Annotated in this window: 21 protein-coding genes and 1 pseudogene; 12 read left to right on the forward strand and 10 right to left on the reverse strand. The window is 64.8% G+C overall.

Translation table 11 applies throughout. The features are described from left to right. The coding region (locus NJG22_RS07495) for a hypothetical protein (RefSeq protein WP_253093447.1) at nucleotides 1-346 on the forward strand (346 nt) is incomplete at its 5' end. A 168-nt stretch (nucleotides 347-514) separates the two neighbouring features. On the opposite strand, the gene tam is transcribed toward NJG22_RS07495, so the two are convergent. Further along, entirely contained in the window at nucleotides 515-1,291 is a 777-nt protein-coding gene (gene tam, locus NJG22_RS07500; RefSeq protein ID WP_253093448.1) for a trans-aconitate 2-methyltransferase, read from the reverse strand. Nucleotides 1,292-1,409: 118 nt separating this feature from the next. On the opposite strand from tam, the gene NJG22_RS07505 reads away from it, so the two are divergent. Next, the gene (locus NJG22_RS07505; RefSeq protein ID WP_253093449.1) at nucleotides 1,410-1,862 is read left to right on the forward strand and encodes a FecR domain-containing protein; all 453 of its coding nucleotides are present in this window, start codon (nucleotides 1,410-1,412) and stop codon (nucleotides 1,860-1,862) included. A gap of 54 nt (nucleotides 1,863-1,916) precedes the next feature. Here NJG22_RS07505 and NJG22_RS07510 read toward each other — a convergent pair whose 3' ends face one another. After that, a complete protein-coding gene (locus NJG22_RS07510; RefSeq protein ID WP_134694138.1) occupies nucleotides 1,917-3,326 on the reverse strand; it encodes an amino acid permease in 1,410 nt (469 codons plus the stop codon). A 431-nt stretch (nucleotides 3,327-3,757) separates the two neighbouring features. Between NJG22_RS07510 and NJG22_RS07515 the strand changes: the two genes are divergently transcribed. Continuing rightward, nucleotides 3,758-5,176 (forward strand): PLP-dependent aminotransferase family protein, encoded by a 1,419-nt coding sequence (locus tag NJG22_RS07515; RefSeq protein WP_253093450.1) that lies wholly within the window; start codon nucleotides 3,758-3,760, stop codon nucleotides 5,174-5,176. A gap of 310 nt (nucleotides 5,177-5,486) precedes the next feature. Here NJG22_RS07515 and NJG22_RS07520 read toward each other — a convergent pair whose 3' ends face one another. Beyond that, nucleotides 5,487-7,652 carry an ATP-binding protein gene (locus tag NJG22_RS07520; RefSeq protein WP_253093451.1) on the reverse strand — a complete coding sequence of 722 codons (2,166 nt, stop codon included), beginning with the start codon at nucleotides 7,650-7,652 and terminating at the stop codon, nucleotides 5,487-5,489. A gap of 119 nt (nucleotides 7,653-7,771) precedes the next feature. Further along, nucleotides 7,772-8,404, reverse strand: a complete 633-nt coding sequence (locus tag NJG22_RS07525; RefSeq protein WP_134694142.1) for a LysE family translocator — start codon at nucleotides 8,402-8,404, stop codon at nucleotides 7,772-7,774. Between the two features lie 412 nt (nucleotides 8,405-8,816). Between NJG22_RS07525 and NJG22_RS07530 the strand changes: the two genes are divergently transcribed. Then, the gene (locus NJG22_RS07530; protein WP_217854010.1) at nucleotides 8,817-9,038 is read left to right on the forward strand and encodes a hypothetical protein; all 222 of its coding nucleotides are present in this window, start codon (nucleotides 8,817-8,819) and stop codon (nucleotides 9,036-9,038) included. A 69-nt stretch (nucleotides 9,039-9,107) separates the two neighbouring features. On the opposite strand, the gene NJG22_RS07535 is transcribed toward NJG22_RS07530, so the two are convergent. Continuing rightward, complete coding sequence (locus NJG22_RS07535; protein WP_253093452.1) at nucleotides 9,108-9,722, reverse strand: LysE family transporter; 615 nt, start codon at nucleotides 9,720-9,722, stop codon at nucleotides 9,108-9,110. Nucleotides 9,723-9,835: 113 nt separating this feature from the next. Between NJG22_RS07535 and NJG22_RS07540 the strand changes: the two genes are divergently transcribed. Together NJG22_RS07540 and NJG22_RS07545 are read left to right on the forward strand one after the other, a co-directional pair. Then, the gene (locus NJG22_RS07540) at nucleotides 9,836-10,288 is read left to right on the forward strand and encodes an Lrp/AsnC family transcriptional regulator (protein ID WP_253093453.1); all 453 of its coding nucleotides are present in this window, start codon (nucleotides 9,836-9,838) and stop codon (nucleotides 10,286-10,288) included. 473 nt (nucleotides 10,289-10,761) lie between these two features. Beyond that, nucleotides 10,762-12,174 (forward strand): annotated as a pseudogene (locus NJG22_RS07545) (cytosine permease). Nucleotides 12,175-12,431: 257 nt separating this feature from the next. Here NJG22_RS07545 and NJG22_RS07550 read toward each other — a convergent pair. The 3 genes from NJG22_RS07550 to NJG22_RS07560 all read right to left on the reverse strand — a co-directional run bounded on the left by NJG22_RS07550 (nucleotide 12,432) and on the right by NJG22_RS07560 (nucleotide 15,891). Further along, nucleotides 12,432-12,686: a hypothetical protein gene (locus NJG22_RS07550; protein ID WP_253093454.1), complete on the reverse strand. Its 255-nt coding sequence runs from the start codon at nucleotides 12,684-12,686 to the stop codon at nucleotides 12,432-12,434. Nucleotides 12,687-13,085: 399 nt separating this feature from the next. Beyond that, entirely contained in the window at nucleotides 13,086-14,483 is a 1,398-nt protein-coding gene (locus tag NJG22_RS07555; protein ID WP_253093455.1) for a PAAR domain-containing protein, read from the reverse strand. 178 nt (nucleotides 14,484-14,661) lie between these two features. Next, entirely contained in the window at nucleotides 14,662-15,891 is a 1,230-nt protein-coding gene (locus NJG22_RS07560; protein ID WP_253093456.1) for an acyl-CoA dehydrogenase, read from the reverse strand. A gap of 138 nt (nucleotides 15,892-16,029) precedes the next feature. Here NJG22_RS07560 and NJG22_RS07565 point away from each other — a divergent pair, with 138 nt between their 5' ends. Further along, nucleotides 16,030-16,956, forward strand: a complete 927-nt coding sequence (locus tag NJG22_RS07565) for a LysR family transcriptional regulator (RefSeq protein ID WP_134692992.1) — start codon at nucleotides 16,030-16,032, stop codon at nucleotides 16,954-16,956. 191 nt (nucleotides 16,957-17,147) lie between these two features. Further along, entirely contained in the window at nucleotides 17,148-18,302 is a 1,155-nt protein-coding gene (locus NJG22_RS07570) for an aminotransferase class V-fold PLP-dependent enzyme (protein WP_253093457.1), read from the forward strand. Between the two features lie 262 nt (nucleotides 18,303-18,564). Here NJG22_RS07570 and nfsB read toward each other — a convergent pair whose 3' ends face one another. Further along, nucleotides 18,565-19,218, reverse strand: coding sequence for an oxygen-insensitive NAD(P)H nitroreductase (gene nfsB / locus NJG22_RS07575; protein WP_253093458.1), 654 nt, complete (start codon nucleotides 19,216-19,218; stop codon nucleotides 18,565-18,567). A gap of 103 nt (nucleotides 19,219-19,321) precedes the next feature. Here nfsB and NJG22_RS07580 point away from each other — a divergent pair, with 103 nt between their 5' ends. From NJG22_RS07580 to NJG22_RS07595, 4 genes are all read left to right on the forward strand, one after another. Beyond that, entirely contained in the window at nucleotides 19,322-20,242 is a 921-nt protein-coding gene (locus NJG22_RS07580; RefSeq protein WP_253093459.1) for a LysR family transcriptional regulator, read from the forward strand. Nucleotides 20,243-20,276: 34 nt separating this feature from the next. Next, on the forward strand, nucleotides 20,277-20,891 hold the full coding sequence (locus tag NJG22_RS07585; RefSeq protein WP_253093460.1) for a LysE family translocator: 615 nt from the start codon (nucleotides 20,277-20,279) through the stop codon (nucleotides 20,889-20,891). A gap of 75 nt (nucleotides 20,892-20,966) precedes the next feature. After that, nucleotides 20,967-21,797: an AraC family transcriptional regulator gene (locus NJG22_RS07590; protein WP_253093461.1), complete on the forward strand. Its 831-nt coding sequence runs from the start codon at nucleotides 20,967-20,969 to the stop codon at nucleotides 21,795-21,797. 50 nt (nucleotides 21,798-21,847) lie between these two features. Then, nucleotides 21,848-22,432 (forward strand): LysE family translocator, encoded by a 585-nt coding sequence (locus tag NJG22_RS07595; protein ID WP_253093462.1) that lies wholly within the window; start codon nucleotides 21,848-21,850, stop codon nucleotides 22,430-22,432. A 67-nt stretch (nucleotides 22,433-22,499) separates the two neighbouring features. Here NJG22_RS07595 and NJG22_RS07600 read toward each other — a convergent pair whose 3' ends face one another. Continuing rightward, nucleotides 22,500-23,708, reverse strand: coding sequence for a sugar transporter (locus NJG22_RS07600; protein WP_253093463.1), 1,209 nt, complete (start codon nucleotides 23,706-23,708; stop codon nucleotides 22,500-22,502). Nucleotides 23,709-23,749: the final 41 nt, after the last annotated feature.

Consider the following 23,749-nt stretch of genomic DNA (forward strand, 5'->3'; position numbering starts at 1 on the left):
CAAGAGCAAGAGCAAGAGCAAGAGCAAGAGCAAGAGCAAGAGCAAGAGCAAGAGCAAGAGCAAGAGCAAGAGCAAGAGCAAGAGCAAGAGCAAGAGCAAGAGCAAGAGCAAGAGCAAGAGCAAGAGCAAGAGCAAGAGCAAGAGCAAGAGCAAGAGCAAGAGCAAGAGCAAGAGCAAGAGCAAGAGCAAGAGCAAGAGCAAGAGCAAGAGCAAGAGCAAGAGCAAGAGCAAGAGCAAGAGCAAGAGCAAGAGCAAGAGCAAGAGCAAGAGCAAGAGCAAGAGCATTCTGTCGCCGTCAAAACGGCTGGGCGTCGACATCGCCAATGAATGCGCCTACAACGCTTAAAAGCCCCCCCAACCCCAAGAACCCAGCCCCATCGCCCACAACAAGGCCACAACACCATGCTCTATCGCCTGGCCGCCGACGCCCTGGCCTGACCCACAGATCCAACTCTGGCTCGGCGCCGCGCTGCTGGCCATCAACCTCGGCATCTACGCCTACGTATTGCGGCGCCTAGCGCGTCGCCACCACGAATAACCGCGGGAACGGCAACAGCACCTTGCCATCGCTGGCCGGCGGATAATCGCGCTGCATCGCCTGCAGATACAGTTGCAGGAAATCCCCCTGCTCCTGCTCATCCAGCCGCGCCAGGTACGGCCGCAACGCCGAACCCTTGAACCACTCCACCACCGCCTCGGCGCCGCCGGCCAACGGGTGGTGATAGGTCGTGCGCCACACATCCACCCGCGCGCACAGCGGGCTCAGCAAGTCGTAGTAAAACGCCGCGTTATGCCGCGCTGGCAAGCTGAAGTCGGCGAACTTGGCGGCCCAGGGCCCACGGCTGGCGATCTCGCGCAGTTGCCGGTGGGCCGGCTCGTCGAGGTTGTCCGGCGTCTGTACCGCCAGGCTGCCACCCTCGCTCAGTTGCCGCACCAGGTGCGGGTACAGGCTGCCGTGCTCCGCCAGCCATTGCAGCGAGGCATTGGCGAGGATCAAGTCCTGCGGCTCCTGGGCCGTCCAACTGGCAATATCGGCGATTTCGCAGCGCACCCGGGGAATGCTCAGGCGCGGGCGTTGCCGGGCCTTGTCGATCATGTCGGCATCGCTGTCCAGCGCCGTGACCTGGGCATCGGCATGGCGCTGCAACAGCACTTCGGTGGAGTTGCCCGGGCCGCAGCCCAAGTCGGTGGCATGGCGTACCGGGCGCGGCGGCACGGCGGCAAGCAGGTCGCGAACGGCGCGGGTACGTTCGTCTTCGAACAGCGAATACTGGGTGGCGGACCAAGCCATGGACAACGCTCCTTCAGTGGCGGTGCGCCTAGCATACGCCATCGCCAGGCATCACTGCGCGACAGAGCGGCAACCGACCCCGTATGCTCAGGCTCCATACCGCACGCCGAGCGCCCCGATGAAAACCACCCTGGCCGTCATCCTCCTCGCCCTGGTCGCCGCCTCCGCCCTGCTCGGTTCGCCCTGGATGAGCCAGCGCTTCGACCTGGCCGACCTGCGCACCACGGCCAGCCAGCAGCTGTCGCGCCACCTGGACGATGGCACGCTGCTGGTGCTGCAGGCCAACAGCGCCGTCGACGTGGAGTACGACGGGCAACAACGGCGCGTCACGCTGCTCGAAGGCCGGCTCGCGGTGGACGTCGCCGATGACGACCCACGGCCGTTCCTGCTGGTTACCGAGCACGGCACCCTGGCCACCCACGACGCCCAGCTGTCGATGGCCCGCCAGGGCGGCGCGATCACTGCCTACCTGCAAGCCGGCAGCGCCGAACTCGACAGCGCCGGCCAACGCCTGCCGCTGCAAGCCGGCCATTCGGTGCGGTTCGACCGCAGCGGGCCGCGCACGCCATGAACGCAAACGGCCGGGCCCCCTGCAGGACCCGGCCGCGCGCTACCTCAAGGGTGCTCAATGCGTCTTGGCGCCACGCATCTGGTGCACCACGCCCATGGCTACCACGATCGCCGCGGCGATACCGGTGGAGATCACCAGGATCTGGTAGTCCGGCATGAACGCCATGGTCACCAGCGCGGCGATGATGAAGGCGATCACCAGGTAGGTCAGCCATGGGAACAACCACATCTTCAGGCGCACTTCCTTGCCCTCGGCAATCAGCTTGCGGCGCATGCGCAGCTGCGAGAAGGCGATCACCAGGTACACCAGCAAGGCAATCATGCCGGTGGTGTTCATCAGCGTTTCCAGCACGTCCTTCGGCCGCAGGGTCTCGCTGAAGTTGATCAGCGCACAGAACACCGCCACCAGGCACGAGCCGATGATCGCGTTCACCGGCACCCCGGTACCGGTGCGGGTGAACTTGAACAGGCGCGGCGCATCGCCACGCTGGGCCAGCGAGAACAGCATGCGCGAAGCGGTGTAGTGGCCGGAAATCAGGCAACTGCTCACCGAGGTCAGCACCACGAAGTTCATCAGCAGCTCGGCATAGGGCACGCCCAGCAGCTCGAGGGTCCGCCGGTAGGCGCCATAGCCGGAAACACCCAGTTGCGGGTCGTTCCACGGCACCAGGCAGACGATCAGGAAGATCGAGCCGACGTAGAACAGGCACACCCGCCAGACCACCGAGTTGGTCGCCTTGACGATCTGCGTGGCCGGGTCCTTGGCTTCGGAGGCGGCGATGGTGACGATCTCGGCGCCGAGGAAGGCGAACATCACCCCCAGTAACGCGCCAATCACCGTGGTGATGCCGTTGGGCATGAAGCCTTCGGCGGTCAGGTGGCTGATGCCGCGCACTTCACCGAACTGCCAGACATTCATCACCGCCGCGGTGCACACCACCAGGAAACAGACGATCGCCACCACCTTGATCAGCGCGAACCAGAACTCGAACTCGCCGTAGTGCTTGACGTTGAAGAAGTTGACGGTGATCAGCAGCAAGGTCGTGGCCAGCACGAACACGTTGACGCTGACATCGGGGAAGAAGCCGTGCAGGATCTTGCCCGCCACATAGGCTTCCCAGGCCATCAGGATCACCCAGTACCACCAGTACAGCCAGCCGATGGTGAAGCCGGCCCAGCGGCCGATGGCGCGGTCGGCGTAGGTGGAGAACGAGCCCGTGTCGGGCGATGAGGTGGCCATCTCGCCGAGCATGCGCATGATCAGCACCACCAGGATGCCACCGGCCAGGTAGGCCAGCACGGCCGCCGGGCCGGCGCTGTGGATCACGCTGCCGGAACCGACGAACAAGGCGCCGCCGATCACCCCGGCGATGGACATCATCGTCAGGTGGCGCGACTTCAACGAGGCGCTGAGCTTGCTCTCGTGCCCGTCCTTCGCGGTGGTGGATGTGGATGTAGCTTCCATCAGTCAATTACCCCGTGCTTCTTTTTATCCAAGGAAAAACTGTGAAACCCCGATGGTTATCGGACTCACCTGTACATCAGTGCGGGCAGGGAGGTGTGCGGTGCACACGCAGGCCATCCGTGGCGGCCTGCTTACGCGGCCAGGGCGCGGGCCCTGGTCGAACTGAACCATGCTGGGGACGGGCGCTGGGCGCCCGGCCTCGGGAAAAGAGGGTGCGAGACGCGGCTCGACTGAGGTGCAGCGATATTGTGATTATTCATGGCGCTGTCGCGTGCTGTGTTGGCGATATCTGACACGTAATGTAAAAATGTCGAACACTTTGAGCCATGCACAGCGGCATGATTTACGCACTGCACTGTACAGGTCGCCCATGCAATACACCTGCGATGCCCAGCAGACGCCTGCCGTCTGGCACACCTGAAGGCCCCTGAATGCTCCAGCTACATCCGGACTCCGCCACCCCGCTGGTCAACCAGATCATCGATGGGCTGCGCGCCCTGATCGACGACCAGACCCTCAAACCCGGGACCAAGGTGCCGTCGATCCGCGCTTTCGCCGCCACCTATTCGGTGAGTACCTTCACCGTGGTCGAGGCCTACGACCGCCTGGTGGCCCAGGGCCTGCTGGTGAGCAAGGGCAATGCTGGCTTCTTCGTCAATCGTGCGGCGAACGAGCTGTTGGACGCGCAGCAGCTCGAGGCCGATACCGCCCGCCCGACCTTCAACTCCGAGTGGTACCTGCAGCAGATCTTCGAAATCCGCCAGCTGCCCTACAAGCCCGGTTGCGGCTGGTTGCCCAACGAGTGGATGTACGAGGAAGGCCTGCGCCGCGGCTTGCGCCAGGTGGCCGGCAGCCCGCTGGAGCTGTCGGGCTACGGCGACCCCATGGGCCTGCCCGAATTACGTGCCTTGACCGCGCAGAACCTGCAACAGGAGCTGTCGATCGTCGCCAACCCGGCCCAGCTGATGCTCACCCACGGCGCCAGCCAGGCCCTGGACCTGGCGGTGCGCACCCTGGTGCGCCCTGGCGACGTGGTGCTGGTCGATGACCCCGGCTACCCCAACCTGATGAGCATCCTGCGTACCCAGGGCGCCACCCTGGTGGGCGTGCCGCGCACCCCTGCCGGCTACGATCTCGACCAGCTCGAGCGCCTGCTGGCGCACCATCGCCCTACCGCGTTCTTCACCCAGCCGCACCTGCACAGCCCGACCTGCTCGCGCACCCCGCTGGCGCAGTTGCACCGCCTGCTGCAACTGGCCAGCCAGCACGGTTTGCGCCTGGTGGAGAACAACCTGTACGCCGACATGATCGCCGAGCCCCAGCCCTGCCTGGCCAGCCTCGATCACCTGCAGCAGGTGGTGTACGTCGGCAGTTACTCCAAGAGCATCTCGCCGAATGTGCGAGTCGGCTACCTGCTGGCCAACCCCGAGCTGATGCAGCAGTTGCTGCACCTGAAGATGCGCTCGGGGCTGACCACCTCGCAGGTGATGGAACGGGTGGTGTACGCGGCGATCATCGATGGTCGCTGGCGCAAGCACCTCAAGCGCCTGCGCCAGCGCCTGGCCGAGGCGCACCAGGAGGTGGGCCGGCACCTGCATCGGCTGGGCTTCGAGCTGTTCATCGAGTCGGACGAGGGCATGTACATCTGGACCCGCCACCCGGCGATTCCGGACAGCGCGGCGTTGCTCGACGATGCCCTGGAGCAAGGCATCATGCTCGGGCCCGGGCAGTTGTTCATGGTCGATGCCCAGGCCACCGGGTGGATGCGCTTTAACGTGGCGTTCAGTACCGATGCCTCGATGTGGGAGTTGCTGGAGAAGGTGCTGGTCAAGCATGTGCGGCGGGGGTGATTCGAATTATCCGGAAGCGGCGCTGTGCTGATGGCTCGAGGCGAGCTAGCGCCCATGCTATCAGTCCCACGCATGCAACTAGCGACAGCTGCATCAATGCCTGCCAGGCGCTGCAGGGCTTACGGCAGGCACTTGGTGGCCCTGAGGCGATCAACAATCCTCGTCCCGTGGTGATGCGGTGCTGCAGGCAGACACCCGCCCGTAGGAGCCGGCCTTGCCGGCGAACCAGGCGCTGCGGTGGTTGGAACATGACGGCCTCGATTCAAAAGTGCCGGGGCGAGCCCCTGCCCCGAATGCCAACCCCACCGCCTCAGCCCCTGCCGCGCAACAGCTGCGCCAGGCTCTGCGCCAGCTCATCCTGGCGGAACGGCTTGCGCAGCACCTCGAAACCATGCAGTTCGCGCGGCGTCAGGTTGGCATAGCCGGTGATGATCAGCACCGGCAGGTCCGCCAGGCGCTCGCGCACCTGTTGGGCAAAACGCACGCCGGTCATCTCGGCCATGACATGGTCGGTCAGCAACAGGTCCGGGCACCAACCCTTGTCCAGCAAGGCCAAACCTTCGGCGGCACCTGAAGCCTCGACCACTTCATAACCCAACTCGCGCAGCTGCAGCAGCGTCGCCTGGCGGACCAATACCTCGTCGTCCACCAGCAAGACACGTACGGGGCGACTGCCGACTTGCACGTGCTTGAAATCCGACGCGGCCTGGACCACCTGCTGATCGCTCACCGGTAACCACAACGTAGCTTCGGTCCCTCCCCCAACCCGCGATCGAATACCGAAGCCGCCACCGGACTGCAACGCCAAGCCCTGCACCATGGGCAACCCCAAGCCAGTACCGCGCCCCACGCCTTTGGTGGAGTAAAAGGGCTCGATGCAATGCCCCAGTACCTCTTCGCTCATGCCGATGCCCGTATCACCCACCTGCAACCAGACCTGCACCTCTTCGCCCACCCCGTCTGGCCTGGCCGGACCATCGGGTTCGAGGCCTGCGGTGACCGTCAGTTGTCCCCCGTCGGGCATGGCATCGCGAGCGTTGACCACCAAGTTGAGCAACGCCAGCTCCAGTTGGTGCGGATCGACCAACACGGTGGGCAACCCAGCGTCGATCCGCACTTGCACGCCGATGGTCGGCCCGAGCGAACGCGCCATCAGCTCATGCATGTCTTGCACCAGCTCAGCCAGCGACACCGGCTGCGGTTTGAGCGTCTGGCGTCGGGCAAAGCTGAGCAGCCGCCCGACCAGGTTGCGCGCCCGGTCCGTCGCCTGCAGGCCGCCGTCGATCAAACGCTCGGCCCGCGCCGGCTCAGGATGCCGGCGCAGCAATTCCAACGAGGCCACGATCGGGGTAAGCATGTTGTTGAGATCGTGAGCGATACCGCCAGTGAGCTGGCCAACCAGCTCCATCTTGCGCGCTTCATGCAACTGCAGCAGTGCGGCTTCACGCTGGGCCAGCATACTGGCGACACGCTCCTCGAGACTTTCGTTGAGCCTATGCAGCGCCCGCTCGGCACGCGCATGGGTGATGGCCGACCAAGCCTGCTCGGCGGCTTCCTCCGCCAGGCTGAGGGCATCCTGGGAAAAGCGATGGGGGTGATGAATGTGAACGGCGAGCATGGCTTCGAGGCGTCCGGCGCGCAGTATCGGCACATGCAGCGACACCCGTAGCCCTGCACACGTGGCACTGGCGCCGTGTTCACGGAGGATCACCTGGCCCTGGGCCAGGGACTGGCGTAGCGACGGCCCGAAATCGGCATAGGCTTGCTGGCCCGCCAGCGATGGCAGGCCCTCGCTCCAGTCGCATCCAACCCGAAAATGCGCACCGTCCCCCATGTCTTCGCCCAGGTACACCTGGGCTGCGCCAAGCTCCCTGGCCACGTGCTCGACCACGTGAGCCTCGATGCGCGCCGCATCCCCCAACCCCGGCAAGGCCTGCCCAAGCTCCAGTAGAAACGCCTGGCGCCGCTGGAAACGTACCCGGTCGGTGGTATCGTTGACGATGCACAGTATTCCACCCACGCTGCCGTCGCTCTCGCGCACGGCCGAATAGGACACGTCGAAATAGACTGTCTCGCCAATGCCCTGTCGCTCGATATAGAACGGGCGATCCTTGGCGCTGAAGGTCTGCCCGGTTTCGCGCACCCCACGCAACAGCGGCTCGAGATCGTCCCACAGTTCTCGCCAGTTTTCCCGCGCCGGTCGGCCCAGCGCCCGTGGGTGCTTCAAGCCGATGGTGGGCGAATAGGCATCGTTGTACAGCGCGACGTATTCCGCGCCCCAGAACAGCACGATCTGGGCCTGCGCCGGCAGCAGCGTGGACATGGTCGCCTTGAGGCTGGCCGACCAGCGCTGCGGCGCCCCCAGCGGGGAATCGGTCCAGTCCATCGCCTGCAACAAGGCGCTGACCGCACCGCCATTGAGCAGGCAGGCGGGTATGTCGTGGTGATGCTTACCAGTGTCCTGGACTGATTTCATGTCATGCAGACCATTGCTTGCCCCGGGGCAGATTGCCATCTATCTGATGATATGAAATCAGTTCGCGGCAGACGTTCCCCCGGCGATGCAAGTTCCTCAACGAACTGCCGTAACCTGCTTCAATGCCGCCCTTCGGCCAGCATGCGCAGGGCCAGCCCGGCCAGCACGGTGCCCATCAACCAGCGCTGCAATTGCTGCCACAAGGGACGTCCGGCGAGAAACACGGCAATCGAGCCGGCCATCAAGGCGATCAGCGCGTTGACCGTGACGCTGATAGCGATCTGGGTAGTACCCAGCACCAGCGACTGCGCCAGTACGCTGCCGTGGCCCGGCTCGATGAATTGTGGCATCAGCGACAGGTACATGACGGCGATCTTGGGGTTGAGCAGGTTGGTCAGAAACCCCATGGCGAACAACCGGCGCGGGCTGTCGGCCGGCAGGTCGCGCACCTGGAACGGCGAGCGGCCGCCGGGGCGCAACGCCTGCCAGGCCAGGTACAGCAGGTACAAGGCACCGCCGATGCGCAAGGCGTCATAGGCAAACGGCACCGCCATCACCAGGGCGGTGATGCCCAGCGCGGCGCAGAGCATGTAGAAGATGAAGCCCAGGGCCACCCCGCCCAATGAAATCAGCCCTGCCACGCGGCCCTGACAGATGGAACGGGAAATCAGGTAGATCATGTTCGGCCCGGGGGTCAGGACCATGCCCAGGCTGATCAGGGCGAACGCTAACAGGTTGCTGGTTTCGGGCATCATGCACATCCTTGTTGTTGTGAGTGGGCAAGTGTATCCGCAGATGAACCTGCCTTGAAACGCTTCGCTGAGCCCGGTAACCTTGCGCCGCTGCTGTAAGTCCAGCAGCCGGGTTTGGTAGCCCGCGATCAATCAAGGCGCACTAGCGCCGCTTAGCGATTCGGTTGGCACTTTTTTTGTGCCCGCTGTTTCGATTTATGGCGGCTGTGCGTGGGGCGCCTTCGTGCGCGCCGGTTTCCTTGATTCCCGGTCTACCAACCTGCGTACAGCCGTCACCATTCGTTTGGTAGCGATTTGTGGCGGCTCCATTGAATCAAGGAGCGACACAATGACGAAAGGTCTACCCGATCCCCCTTCCCGCGCCACCACGGCCCCTTGCAGTTTCGGCAATTGCGAGTGCAGCCACCCGTCGCTGTTCGCCGTGCGCGAGGGCGTCGATCTCGAAGATGCGCTGGTGCACCTGTCCACCCTGCTCAAGGGCGCCTTCGCCACCAACCTCAAGGCCATGGAACTGGCAAGCGGCACCTGCCAGGACTTGCTGATGGCCAACGACCACGGGCTGGATGCCGCCAAGGCGGTGGTCGAGGCGTTGCTCGATGGGGTGGAGATGCAACAGGTGGCGCCGGTTCTGTAACGCGGTGGCGGGCACCGGCTACGCCGGCGCCTGCAACGATCGCCCTTGCCCTGACGCTGCGGATCGCGCCTACGCCATCTGCCCCACCACCAACCCCAGGGCAATGGCGATCATCACCCCCCCAGACACCCGCCCGACCAGCCGCGCCGCCGCCGGGCGGGTACGCAGCACCGCCTTGGCGCCGTACCCCACCAACAGGTAGATCACCAGCGAACTGCACAGGTGCACCAGCCCCAGCAGCAGGATCTGCAACGGCAGTGGCCAGCTCGATTGCGGGTCGGTGAACTGCGGCAGCAATGCCAGGAACAACAGGAACACCTTGGGGTTGAGCCCACTGACACAGAACCCCTTGAGCGCCCAGCGCGAGCCGCTGTCGCCCTCGCCGCTCGCACCCGCCTCGGGCACCGCCGGGTTGAGCAGCAGGTTGCCGCCCAGCCACAACAGGTACAGGCAGCCGGCCAGGGTCAGCAGGGTCAGTGCCAGCGGGTGCCCGGCGATCAGGCTGCCGACCCCGGCAGCGACGATCAAGGTGGCGAGAAAATGCCCGGACAGCATGCCCGCCACCGCCGACACCACCCAACGGCCACGCATGCCGGCGGAGATGGCATAGGCCCAGTCGGCGCCCGGGGTGATCACGAACAGGAACGAGACGGCCCAGAACGCCGCCAATACACTCATGGCCACTTCGATGGTTTCCTTTCACAACGGTTTCAGTGAAAGCAAGATTACGGATATCGTTGGAGGACTTTCTTTCGTATATTTCCCAGTTAGGCCACCAAACTGGAAGATTCCCCCCCATGGACCGCACCGATCGAAAAATCCTTGCCGAGCTGCAAAAAGACGGACGCCTGTCGGTGACCGAACTGGCCGATCGCGTGGGCTTGAGCCTGTCGCCCTGCCACCGCCGGCTCAAGGCGCTGGAAGAGTCCGGCGCCATCCTCGGTTACCACGCGCGCCTGGCCCCAGCCGCGCTGGGCCTGAACTTCGCCGCGCTGGTGTTCGTGACCTTGCGCGAGGTCACCCGCCAACCGGTCGCCGACTTCGAGGCGGCACTGGGCGAGATCGCGCAGATCGTCGAGGCGCAGCGGCTGTTCGGCGACCCGGACTACCTGCTGCACGTGGTGGCCAAGGACCTGCCGGCGTTCCAGAAGCTGTACGACGAACAGTTGACCAGCATCCCCAACGTCAGGCGGCTCAGTTCGACGCTGGTGATGAAGGAGGTGATCCGGGACCGGGTGTTGCCGATGTAGGCGCGGCCGTGCCGAGGCGTCGGACCGGTCGGAAAGGGCCGCATAGCGGCCCCGGCCCTCTTGAATTCAAACCGTCAGATTCCAACCACCGCAGCGCCTGGTTCGCCGGCAAGCCGGCTCCCGCAGTCCCCTGTAGGAGCGGCCTTGTGTCGCGAAGGGCCGCATAGCGGCCCCGGCAATATCAGCTTGATACGCAGAACTGGGGGCGCTGCGCACCCCTATCGCGACACAAGGCCGCTCCTACAGGGGTCACGCTAAATCAATGAGGTGCGGTTTGTTCCATGAGCGCAGCCAATGTGGGTGATCCGTGCATGTGCACGCCCAGCCTTAGGTTTTTTAACGTCCATAAGCACAAATTTACTAATTTCCCCCGCCCCACCCGCCCCGCATCATCGCTCCAACAAGAACGCGTCGCCCGTTGCCGGCACGCACCTGGGCAGCCTCGCTTGCCCCACCTTGCCTTGGAGTCCGTCATGACCCGTGCAGCCAATTCGGCACCCCTCATCGAGAAACACACGATCGGCTACGTGCCGCCGCAAGACCGCCATGGAAAGGTAAGGGACCTGTTCACCCTCTGGTTCGGCGGCAACATCGCCCCGCTGCCCATCGTCACCGGCGCCCTGGGCGTGCAGTTGTTCCACCTCAACCTGCTGTGGGGCATCGTCGCCATCCTGGTCGGCCATCTGCTCGGCGGCGTGCTCATGGCCCTGCACTCGGCCCAGGGCCCGCAGATGGGCATCCCGCAGATGATCCAGAGCCGCGCCCAGTTCGGCTCGCTCGGCGCCCTGCTGGTGGTGGTGATCGCCGGGGTGATGTACATCGGCTTCTTCGCCTCCAACATCGTGCTCGCCGACAAATCGCTGCACGGCGTGGTCGACGCCGTGCCGGTACCGGCGGGCATCGTCGTCGGCGCATTGGGCTCGGGCATCATCGGCATCATCGGCTACCGCTTCATCCACGTGCTCAACCGTATCGGCACCTGGGTGCTGGGCATCGGCATCGTGGTCGGCTTTGGCTATATCTTCAGCCATGTGCAAAGCGACGACTTCCTCAGCCGCGGCAGCTTCAACCTGGCCGGCTGGCTGGCCACAGTGTCGCTGGCGGCACTATGGCAAATCGCCTTCGCCCCCTATGTGTCGGACTACTCGCGCTACCTGCCGGCAGACGTGAAGGTTTCATCGACTTTCTGGACCACCTACCTCGGCTCGGCCCTGGGCTCGAGCCTGTCGTTCATCTTCGGCGCCGTGGCCGTGCTGGCGATCCCGGCAGGCATGGACACCATGGACGCGGTCTAGCTCGCCACCGGCAGCCTCGGCCCGCTGATGCTGGTGCTGTTCTTGCTCAGCGTGATCAGCCACAACGCTCTCAACCTGTACGGCGCGGTGCTGTCGATCATTACCCTGGTGCAGACCTTCGCCTACCGCTGGATCCCCACCGCCAAGAGCCGCGCCGTGCTGTCGCTGATCGTCCTCGCCGCCTGCTGCGTGGTGGCGGTGTTCGCCTCGGCGGACTTCATCAGCCACTTCGTCGACATGGTACTGGTGCTGCTGGTGGTGCTGGTGCCATGGACCGCGATCAACCTGATCGACTTCTATGTGATCCACAAGGGCGACTACGACATCCAGTCGATCTTCAAGGTCGATGGCGGTATCTACGGCCGCTACAACCCCCAGGCGCTGATCGCCTATGCGGTGGGTATCGCGGTGCAGATCCCGTTCATGAACACGCCGCTGTATGTCGGGCCGGTGTCCGCGCACATCAATGGCGCCGACCTGTCGTGGCTGGTGGGGCTGGCAATCACCTCGCCGCTGTATTGGTGGCTGGCCAGCCGGGACAGTGCCTATCGTCGTCGGCAGGTGGGTGCAAAGCTGGCGGCGGGGGTTTGAATCCGCTGGGCTGATATCTGCTGCTGGACCTCAAGACGCCTTGAGTAAGCGCCTGACCACCGGGCCCTGCATTGGTACCTGAAACTCTACTAATGCGGGGCTGGCTTGTTGGACCAACATGAGCATCTACGATGGGCAACGTTCACTCGACCCGGCCATGCAGATGGAAACGCGCTTGAACTGCACCAGAAGAGCAACGAAAGCCATCCAGCCAACAGCGATCAGAATGCAGTACATACCTAGCTTCATGCGCCTTTTCAGGTAGATCGGGTTTCCAGCCCCTTGAGTGTATCTCCCTCCTGCCCCAGCCCACGCGACAGCATGTCCTTGTCAATGCCCATGGATTGACTCGCACCATTGAGCACCCCGGCGATCTCGCCAATGTGCTGCATCATGAAGTTGGCTTCCTGCTCGTCGAGCACAGCCAGTGCCTCCCGCGCCTGCTGCGCCGCAGCCATCAGAGGAACCAGACGCACTTGAACCGCACTAGTGTAGCGTTTTGCAAACAGCACCTAAACACTCATTACTCTATGACCTTCACAAATGTCGTTAGGAAAAACAGCCCCCCTAAGCCAGCCAGCAAACAATAGCTGCTCAACTTCATCCTCCACTTCAGGTAACTGGGAAATTCATCGCTATCTTTAATGCTCAACCACCCGCAACGATGCCCAAAGGATGGCCATATCACACCTAGGCTCATGCTGCTAACGATCAACATCCGTGACTTCAAATTCCTCGTACCCCATACAGCGATCTCGTCGTCAAGACCACTACTGCGTCCAAAGGCATGACACATAACATTGAAGTGACGCGACCCTGCAATATAGGCATTGATAGCGACCCCGATAATCAACAATACAAACGGAACAATCAGCAGTACTATCCGCAAACCGACAGGCAATCCACTGAGGTCAATCATAATTAACCTTGTAGATCAGCTCACCCAACCACTCCCCTGCATCCGCGCCACCCTCGGCCCCTGCAAATGAACCAGCACCAACGACCGCGATACCGCATAGAGCTTTACCCCAGACACCAAAGTTACACACTACTTTTATCGCCAAGCCACTGGCGCCACCACCTGCAACTCCTCCTGCCAAACCGCCTGAGAAGCTGCCTGTTTCGGTAAAGCGGATTTTCTTACACGCCTCAGTCTCACCAGCTCTGCACACATCTTGGACTTTCAGGTAGGACGAGGTAGCTCCAAGCCCCACCGCCAGATGCCCGCCGTACTTTAAATACTTCGACATCTTCGCCACTTCATCCAAATGCGTCGCATACCCCGGCACCGCCCCCGGCGCACCAGCCTTGGACCAGTGATGCACGAGGCTTTTGGTGGAGATATTCAAGCTCTTACGCAGGCTTTCATGCCCACCGAGGTTCAAGTATTTGCCTAGAAATGCACTACGCAGCTGTGCATTTAGTTGCTGATAGAGCGCTCGACGTGATTCGAAGAATTGCGGGCTATTGAGATGCCCGTGCAAGGTGAACTCGCGCTGATGCAGGCTTTCCAGCCCCTTGAGTGTGTCTCCCACCTGCCCCAGCCCACGCGACAGCATGTCCTTGCCAATGCCCATGGATTGACTCGCGCCGTTGAGCACCCCGGCGATCTCGCCAATGTGCTGCATCATGAAGTTGGCTTCCTGCTCGGCGAGCACAGCCAGTGCCTCCCGCGCCCGCTGCGCCGCAGCCATCAGGTCGGCCTCCTCGCGGGTGCAGGCGTGGTGGTTGTCGGGGTCACCGAGGACAAAGATTTCACCGGCCTTGAAACCTTGGTCGAAGGTAGGGTTCAGGCGCTGGATGCGTGCAATAGGCAGTGTGCTGTCCTGCGCCAACAACTGCGCCAGTACCTGGGGGCCGGACATGCTGCGGGGAACGATATGAAAACCGGGTTCCAACCCGACTTGCACAGAGGCGATGGCGCCAGGCATCTGTGCGCTGGCTGGCGCATGGAGAGTGCGGGCGCTGGGGGCCGTCGCCGCGGTTGTCTGCCTGCCATGCATGGAATGACTGGACGGCGCCATTCCACCCAAAGGAGCAACCACCCTGTTACTGCCGTTCGGGCAGCCACAGGCAACCAGGGAACCATCCATCGCCAGTGGCTGACCGTCGGAAATCCACCCGAGGTAGCCCTCTACAACGACGCCAGGTTGGCAGCAGAGCGGACATTCGGTAGTCGAGTCCCCGACCCGCAGGACCTTTCGCCCATCACAGATGTAACTCTCACCGCTGGCAATGCAAATTGCACCCGTGGTGGTGACATCACCATCTACTGCCTGGCCTTTCCCATCAAGACTGACGCGATACATGTGCAGGTTCCTTTTGCGCTGAAAGCTCAAGAACCTAACAAATGAAGTTCGCCCTGTTACCCGAGAAAAAGCGAAAGAGACCTTTCCTACTCCGCCTAGAGAAAAGTCTTAAAACCAACCCTGTAACCAGCCTGCTCAGGCGTGCAGCCGAACCTGAGCGGGCTGGTCACGATGCTCGTCAGTGCCCGCTACGCAACATTTCCTTCGGCACGTACTTGCCGATCTCGTACTTGCCGATCGCCGCCCGATGCACTTCATCCGGCCCGTCGGCCAGGCGCAGGGTGCGCTGCATCGCATACATGTAGGCCAGCGGGAAATCACCGCTCACCCCTGCCCCGCCATGGATCTGGATGGCCCGGTCGATCACCTTCAGCGCGACATTGGGCGCCACCACCTTGATCTGCGCAATCTCGCTACGCGCCACCTTGTTGCCGACGGTATCCATCATGTAGGCGGCCTTCAGGGTCAGCAGGCGGGCCATGTCGATTTCCATGCGCGAGTCGGCGATCTTGTCGACGTTGCCGCCCAACCGCGCCAGCGGCCGGCCGAAGGCGGTGCGCTCGACCGAGCGCTTGCACATCAGCTCAAGGGCGCGTTCGGCCATGCCGATAGAACGCATGCAATGATGGATGCGGCCTGGGCCGAGGCGGCCCTGGGCGATTTCGAAACCACGGCCCTCGCCGAGCAGCACGTTCTCGTAAGGCACCCGCACGTTCTCGAACACCACTTCAGCGTGGCCGTGAGGCGCGTCGTCGTAGCCGAACACCGGCAACGGGCGAACGATCTTCACGCCGGGCGCGTCGGTGGGCACCAGGATCATCGAATGTTGCTGGTGGCGCGGGCCTTCGGGGTTGGACAGGCCCATGAAGATCATCACCTTGCAACGCGGGTCGCAGGCACCGGAGGTCCACCACTTGCGACCGTTGATCACCCACTCATCACCGTCGCGCACGGCGCTGGCAGCCATGTTGGTGGCGTCCGAGGAGGCCACGTCCGGCTCGGTCATGGCGAACGCCGAGCGGATCTCGCCGCGCAGCAGTGGCTCGAGCCACTGGCGCTTCTGCGCCTCGCTGGCGTAGCGCACCAGCACTTCCATGTTGCCGGTGTCCGGCGCCGAGCAGTTGAACGGCTCCGGCCCCAGCAGCGAACGGCCCATGATCTCGGCCAGCGGCGCGTACTCCAGGTTGCTAAGCCCGGCGCCATACTCGGACTCGGGCAGGAACAGGTTCCACAGGCCCTCGGCCTGGGCCTTGGCCTTGAGCTCTTCCATTATCGCGGTGGGCTGCCAGCGGTCACCCTCGGCGACCTGGCGTTCGAACACCGGCTCGGCCGGGTACACGTATGCATCCATGAACGCGCTGACACGCTCGCGCAGCGCCTGGACCTTGGGCGAATAGGCGAAATCCATCGGGGCTACCTTCAGTCAATGAAGAACATGGGCTGAGCCTAGAACAGCCACCCTTCATCCACCTAGCCTATTTTCTTCGTGTATAAACATTCATAACCAATATATGATCGGCCGATAACTCCAACAAGAGCGGCGCCCATGAACCTCAGCAAGGTCGACCTCAACCTGTTCATCGTCTTCGACGCGATCTACACCGAAGCCAACCTGACCCGCGCCGGGCAGATCGTCGGCATCACCCAGCCAGCCGTGTCCAACGCCCTGTCGCGGCTGCGCGAAACCTTCAACGACCCGCTGTTCGTGCGCACCGCCCAGGGCATGGTGCCCACGCCCATGGCGCAGAACATCATCGGCCCGGTGCGCAACGCCCTGTCGCTGCTGCGCACGTCGGTGCAGGAGAGCCGCATCTTCAACCCGCTGCAGGCCAGCAAGACCTTCCGCATCAGCATGACCGACCTCACCGAGGCGGTGATCCTGCCGCCGCTGTTCCAGCGCCTGCGGCGCCTGGCCCCGGCGCTGGTGATCGAGAGTTTCCTGTGCAAGCGCCGCGAAACCACCAAGGAACTGGCCGCCGGGCGCCTGGACTTCGCCGTCGACGCGCCGCTGAACACCGACCCGCAGGTGCGCCACGTCAAGCTGATGCAGGACCACTACGTGTGCGCCATGCGCCCTGGCCATCCGCTGGCCGAGAGCAAGCTGACCCTGGACAGCTACCTGGGCATGACCCACATCCATATTTCCAGCCGCCGCAACGGCCTGGGCTACGTCGACCTGGCCCTGGGCAAGATGGGCGTGCAGCGCCGCGTGGCGCTGCGCTCGCAGCACTACCTGATGGCCTCGCAGGTGCTGCAGCAGACCGACATGGTGATGACCGTGCCCGAGCGCTTCGCCCGTCGCCACCAGTTGCGCCACCAGCCGTTGCCGGTGGAGATCCCGGCCCTGGAGACCCACCTGTACTGGCACGAAAGCACCGACCAGGACCCCGCCAACCGCTGGATGCGCGAGCAGATCATCGAGTTGTGCGAGCGGGTGGTGGCCCAGGACCAGCAGGCGCTGGAAAGCGCCTGAGCGCTGTAATGGTGCAGATGCCCGCGAGGCGCCAGGAGAAAAATTTTCTTCCTTGCGTTAAAACACGGTTTTTTTATTTCACAAAGACCGCGAACCACTGGCACATAGGAAAAACATTCACCTACAGCCCCCGGTAGGATGCAGTACATGGACGCCGACAGGCGGCGTCCCTGCACGGACTCGCCGCAATCATGCCCAGCACCCCGCTCTACTTCGACTATGCCGCCACTACCCCGGCCGATGACCGCGTCATCGCCGCCATGCTCAGTTGCCTGGGCCGCGACGCCACCTTCGGCAACCCGGCCTCCAGCGGCCATGCCCATGGCCAGGCCGCCCGCGAAGCGGTCGAGCAGGCCCGGGCCCAGGTTGCCGCGCGGGTTGGCGCCCAGGCCGATGAGCTGGTGTGGACCTCCGGCGCCACCGAATCCAACAACCTGGCGCTCAAAGGCATCGCCCAAGGCTGCGGGCAACCTGGGCACCTGATCACCAGCCAGCTCGAACACAAGGCCGTGCTCGACACCGCTGCCGAACTGGAGCGCCTGGGCTGGGCGGTGACCCGCCTGGCGCCGGACGACCAGGGCCTGATCCAGCCCGACGCCGTGCGCGCGGCGCTGCGCCCGGACACCCGGCTGGTGTCGCTGATGGCGGTGAACAACGAACTGGGCACGGTCACCGACTTCGCCCAGCTCGGCGCCCTGGTACGCGCGCATGGCGCGCTGCTGCATGTGGACGCCGCCCAGGCGGTGGGCAAGGTGCTGATCGACCTGGGCCGGCAGGCGGTCGACCTGATGTCGTTCTCGGCGCACAAGGTCTATGGCCCCAAGGGCATCGGCGCCTTGTATGTCGGCCCCCGCGCCCGCCCGCTGATGCGCGCGCAGATGCATGGCGGCGGCCATGAACGCGGTCTGCGCTCCGGCACCCTGGCCACCCACCAGATCGTCGGCATGGGCAGCGCCTTCGCCCTTGCCGGCCAGCCGGACGAACCGGAGTACCAACACATCGCGCACCTGGCCCAGCGGTTGCGCGACGGGCTGCTGGCCCTGCCCGGGGTGAGCCTCAATGGCTGCCTGTTGCAGCGAGTTCCGCATACCTTGAACCTGTGCATCGACGCCAAGGGTTTCAACAGCCTGGCCCTGGCGGGCGAGCTGGCGCTGTCCAGCACCTCGGCGTGCAACTCGGCGAGCAACGCGGCCTCGCATGTACTGCTGGCGCTGGGCCTGGACGAGCGCCAGGCGCGCAACAGCGTGCGCCTGAGCCTGGGGCGTTATACCCAGGAGGCCGATATCGACGTCGCGCTGGCGGTGTTCGGGCGGGTGGTGAATGGGGCGGCGGTAGCGCGCTGGTAAGCAGAACCAGGCAGTAGCTTGAACGGCGCCGTGGCCATGGGCGTGGGCGCCCTGCTGATGTCGCTGCCCACGGCGTTCCCGCTGTTGAAGCTGGCCGGCGCGGCCTAGCTGATCTACCTCGGCCTGCGCCAACTGCAGGCCCGGGCGGTGTAAGCCCGGCACACCTGTGTCGCCTGTTTCGCCAGCAAGGCTGGCTCCTACAGCGCATGGGGCATCGTCGTGTAGGAGCGAACACCGCCAACGCCGGTGCCAACCTGCGCCATCAGAGGAAGGTGAACACCTCGGCAGCCGGCAGGCGCGACTTGCTCAGCCCGGCGTTGAAGTCTTCCTCGCTGCGATAGCCCAGGCTCAACAGCACCACGCTGGTGAAGCCACGCTCACGCAGGCCCAGCTCGGCATCCAGGGCCTTGGCATCGAAACCTTCGATCGGCGTGGCGTCCAGCCCATGGGCGGCGGCGCCCAGCAACGCGGTACCCAGGGCCAGGTAGACCTGCTTCTCCATCCAGTGCTGCACGTCCTTGAAATCATGGCGATGCAGGTTCACATAACCGCGGCGCGTCTGGTCCTGGGTATCGCGCGACTGCTCCGTGCGAAAACGGCCGTCGTCGGCTTCCTGCTGCAACACCGCCTGCAGGTGGGCTTCGGTCATCTCGGTACGGGCGGCGAACACCAGCACATGGGAGGCATCGCGAATTTTCGGGCTGTTGTAGGCAAAGCGTTCATCGGTGGCCTTGGCCAGGCGCGCCTTGCCTTCGGCGCTGTCGGCGACGATGAAGTGCCAGGGCTGCGAGTTGACCGACGAGGGGCTGTGACGCAGTTGCTCGAGCAAGGCATCGAGGGTGGCCTGGGGGATCTTGCGGCTGGCATCGTAGGCTTTGGTGGTGTAACGGCGCTTGGCGAGAGTAACGGTGTCCATCTACGGCAATTCCTCAAGGGATCGTGAATGAGGCAAATCTTATCTTCCCGCCACGAAAGAAAAACCAGCACAATGCAGCAACACTTTCATCCCTGGAGTGAAAATGCTGCGTATCACCGACCTGGAACTGTTCACCCGGGCCAGCGCCCTGGGCAGTTTCACCGCGGCCGCCCACGAGGCCGACCTGCTGCCGGGCCAGGTGGCGGCGGCGGTCAAGCGCCTGGAGCGCGAGCTCGATGTGCGGCTGTTCGCCCGCACTACCCGCAGCCTGCGCCTGACCGCCGAGGGCGAGCTGTACCTGCCCACCGCTCAGCGGGTGCTCGAAACCCTGCGCCAGGGCCGCGAAGACCTGCATGGCAGCCACAGTTGCCTGCGCGGCGTGCTGCAGGTGGCGGCGCCTTCGGACATGGGCCGCAACCTGCTGCGGCCATGGCTCAGCGCGTTTCGCCGCGAGCATCCGGGGCTGGGCCTGCGGTTCTTTCTCTCCGATCAGTTGGCCGACCTGTACCGCGACCCGGTGGATGTCGCCATCCGCTACGGCCTGAACGAAGACGCCAACTACATCGCCCTGCCCCTGGCGCCGTGGAATCGCCGGGTGCTGGTGGCCTCGCCCGACTACCTGGCCCGCCATGGCCGCCCGCGCAGCCCCGACGACCTGCTGCAGCACGACTGCCTGCTGTACCTGCAACAGAGCCGGGTGTACGACAAGTGGCGCCTGGGCAACCGCACCGTGCAGGTGCGCGGGCCGCTGTTCAGCGACGACGCCGATGTGGTGCGGCGCTGGGCCCTGGAGGGCGAAGGGATCGTCTACAAGTCGTGGCTGGATGTCAGCCGCAACGTCGCCGCCGGCGAACTGGAGGTGCTATTGCCCGAGCACCCGGGCGAGCTGACCCCGGTGACCCTGGTGTGCCCGCACCGCAAGCAGCTCACGCCCGCCGTGGCGCAGTTGCACCAGTGGCTGGGCGAACGCTTCGCCACCCTGCGCCCGGAGCAGATGTTGCAGCGCCTGGCACCGGGCGTATAGTGCGTCCACCGCCGACTGCAAGGAGCTGCCTGCGATGCCGAGCCTGGAATTTTTGCTTACCGCCCTGATCATCGTGCTGATCCCCGGCAGCGGGGTCATTCTCACCGTCTCCAGTGCCCTGGTGGCGGGGCGCCGCGCCTGCCTGTGGACCGCCTCGGGCTGTACCCTGGGCATCGTCCCGCACCTGCTGGCCTCGGTGCTGGGCCTGTCGGCGCTGCTGCACACCAGCGCCCTGGCGTTCCAGGGGCTGAAGTTCGCCGGCGTCGCCTACCTGCTGTACCTGGCCTACGCCACCTGGCGCGATCGCGCGGCCTTCGTCGTGGACACCAAGGCCGCCCCCGCCAGTGCCGGGCAGCGGGTGCTCAAGGCCTGCCTGCTGAACATACTCAACCCCAAGCTGACGCTGTTCTTCCTGGCTTTCCTGCCGCAGTTCATCGACCCGCACGCGGGCTCCGCGAGCGTGCAGATGCTCGGCCTGAGCGCCGTGTTCATGGCCATGACCTTCGTCGTGTTCGTGCTCTATGGCCTACTCGCCCACCTGTTCCGCCGTGCGGTGATCGACTCGCCCAAGGTCCAGGCCTGGCTGCGCCGCGGCTTTGCCGCCTCGTTCGCCGGGCTGGGCATCAACCTGGCGTTCGCCCAGCGTTGATGGCTGCACAATCGTTCTAAACCGCCGGCAGGTTCTGCGCTAAGGTAGGCGCCTCGACGCAGCACGGCCATCGCCATGAGCAACTGGATCGACCTCAGGCAAGACGCCGACACCGGCATCGAGTCGGTGCGCGCGCACTTCGTCGGCCATGCCTACGACCCGCACTGGCACGACAGCTTCCTGGTGGGCTTCACCGAGCAAGGCGTGCAGCAGTTCAACTGCCGCCGCCAGCGCCATCAGAGCACGCCTGGGCACGTGTTCCTGCTGGAGCCCGCCGACCTGCACGACGGCCACGCGCCGACCGCGGACGGCTTCACCTACTCCACGCTGTACCTGGACCCCAACTGGCTCGATACCGAGTTGCGCGCGCTGTTCGAGCAGGCCCCGCGGGACGCCCTGCCCGGCTTCAGCGCCCTGCTGCACCATGACACGCGGTTGGCCGGGGCCACCGCCCGGGCGTTCACGACGCTCCATCAGCAGGAGCTGCGCATCGTCCGCCAGACTGCCCTGGACGACCTGCTGGCCTGCCTCACCGGCCACCTGCACTGGCGCAAGCGCCTGGACCCCGACCCACGCCTGCCGCTGACCGCGCAGCTTGCCCGCGACTACCTGCATGCCCACCTGGACCAGGACATCGGCCTGGCCGAGCTGGCCCAGGTGTGCGGCGTCGACCGCTTCCGCCTGACCCGCGCCTTCAAGGCCGCCTTCGGCCTGGCCCCGCACGCCTACCTGATCCAACTGCGCCTGGCCCGGGCGCGACGCCTGCTGGCCCGTGGCCAGACGCCCGCCACCGTGGCCTCGGCCCTGGGCTTCGCCGACCAGAGCCACCTGGGTCGCTGGTTCCGCCGCGCCTATCGACTGACCCCGGCGGACTACCGCAAGCGCTGCTCAAACCTTCCAGACTGAACACCCCGCCCAAGGCGAGCATGGGGCTTCGAACAACCGGAGCTTTCGCCATGTCGCATACGCTGTTGCCCTTCATCCTCTTCGCCGTCGCCGCCAGCATCAGCCCGGGGCCGACCAACCTGCTGATCCTCGCCCATGGCGCCCGTCACGGCCTGCGCGCCAGCGCAGCGCCAATCATCGCCGCCTGTCTTGCGGCGGCCTTGGTGGTGCTGATGGTCGGGCTTGGCTTGGGGCAAGTACTGCTGCGCTATCCGCTGGCACAGCAGGCGATGAGCTGGGCCGGGGCGCTGTGGCTGAGCTGGCTGGCGTGGAAGATGCTGCGCAGCGCCAGTGCGCCGTTGGTGCAAGGCACCCGCGCTGGGCTGGCGCCACTGAGCGCGGCGACCTTGCAGGTGGTCAACCCCAAGGTCTGGGTGACGGCGGTGGCCATGGTTGGCCTGTTCGCCAGCCCGGCGCTGCCGATGTGGTGGCTGACCCTGGTGTTTTTGCTGGTGGCCTTGCCGAGCATGACCGCCTGGGCGCTGATGGGGGTGGGCAGCGCCCGCTGGTTACGCTCGCCACGGCGGTTGCGCGGGTTCAACCAGGGGTTGGCGGGGTTGTTGCTGGTATCGGCGTGGTCGGCCTTGCTGATCTGAAGGGTGGCAGCGGGCATGCCGCTACTCGCCGAGCAAGCCCGCCCCCCTGTGCCCCGCCGCCGCCCAGTCAGGCCGGCGGATGCCCCTGCGCCTCGCGAAAGCGCCGGGTACTGGCCAGCGCCAGCAGCAACCCGGCCAGGGCCACGCTGCCGCCCACCAGGCCAGTGTGAGCGACGCCCGTCTGGCTGCTGACGATGCTGCCGAGCAAGGCGCCGCCGCCGATGCCGATGTTGTAGATCCCCGAGAACAGCGCCATGGCCACGTCGGTGGCATCCGAAGCCAGCTTGAGGGTCTTGGATTGCAACGCCAGGCTGAAGCTGAGGATCGCCACGCCCCAGACCATGCTCAGCCCGGCGAACACATAGAAGTTGCCCGACAGCGGCAGCAGCAGCAACAGGCAGGCCGCCAGCGCGCCGATGGCCCCGACCAGGAAGCCATGGGGGTAGCGGTCGCTGTAGCGGCTGAACAGCAACGAGCCGAACACCCCGGCGCCGCCGAACAGCAACAGCAGTAGCGTGGTGCGCTCGCCGCCGATCTGCGCCACATGCAGGGCGAACGGCTCGATGTAGCTGTAGGCAGTGAACTGCGCGGTGATCACCAGGGTCACCAGCGCATAGGTGATCACCAATGCCGGACGCTTGAACAGGATCGGCAGGCTGCGTAGCGAACCGGAGTTCTGGCTCGGCAGCAGTGGCAGCGACTTGATCAGGCAGAGCATGGTCGCCAGGGCCACGCCAGCGATGCACAGGAAGGTGATGCGCCAACCCAGGGCCTCGCCCACCACCCGCCCCAGCGGGATACCCATGACCATCGCCAGGGTGGTGCCGGTGGCCAGCAGGCCCAGCGCCTTGGCCTGTTGCCCGGGCGGTGCCACGCGCACCGCCAGCGAAGCGGTGATGGCCCAGAACACGGCATGGGCCAGGGCGATGCCGATGCGGCTGAGCAACAGCATGGCGAAGCTCTGCGACAGCCACGACAGCAGGTGGCTGACGATGAACACCAGGAACACCAGCAGCAACAGGCGCCGCCGCTCGATGTTGCGGGTCATCAGCATCATCGGCAGCGAGGCCAGCGCCACCACCCAGGCGTAGATGGTCAACATCAGGCCGACCTGCGCGGTGCTCATGTCGAAGCTGCGGCCGATATCGCTGAGCAGCGCCACCGGGACGAACTCGGTGGTGTTGAAGATGAACGCCGCCAGCGCCAGGGCGATGACGCTCAGCCAGCTGCCGTTGCCGCTGGTGGGGGGCAACGAGGTGGGTACGGGACCATTCATGGGGGAAAACTGTTCTCCGCGGACAAGGCGATATGACGCGC

Origin of the sequence: Pseudomonas sp. VA159-2, assembly GCF_024126635.1 — a bacterium.
Lineage (GTDB): Bacteria > Pseudomonadota > Gammaproteobacteria > Pseudomonadales > Pseudomonadaceae > Aquipseudomonas > Aquipseudomonas muyukensis.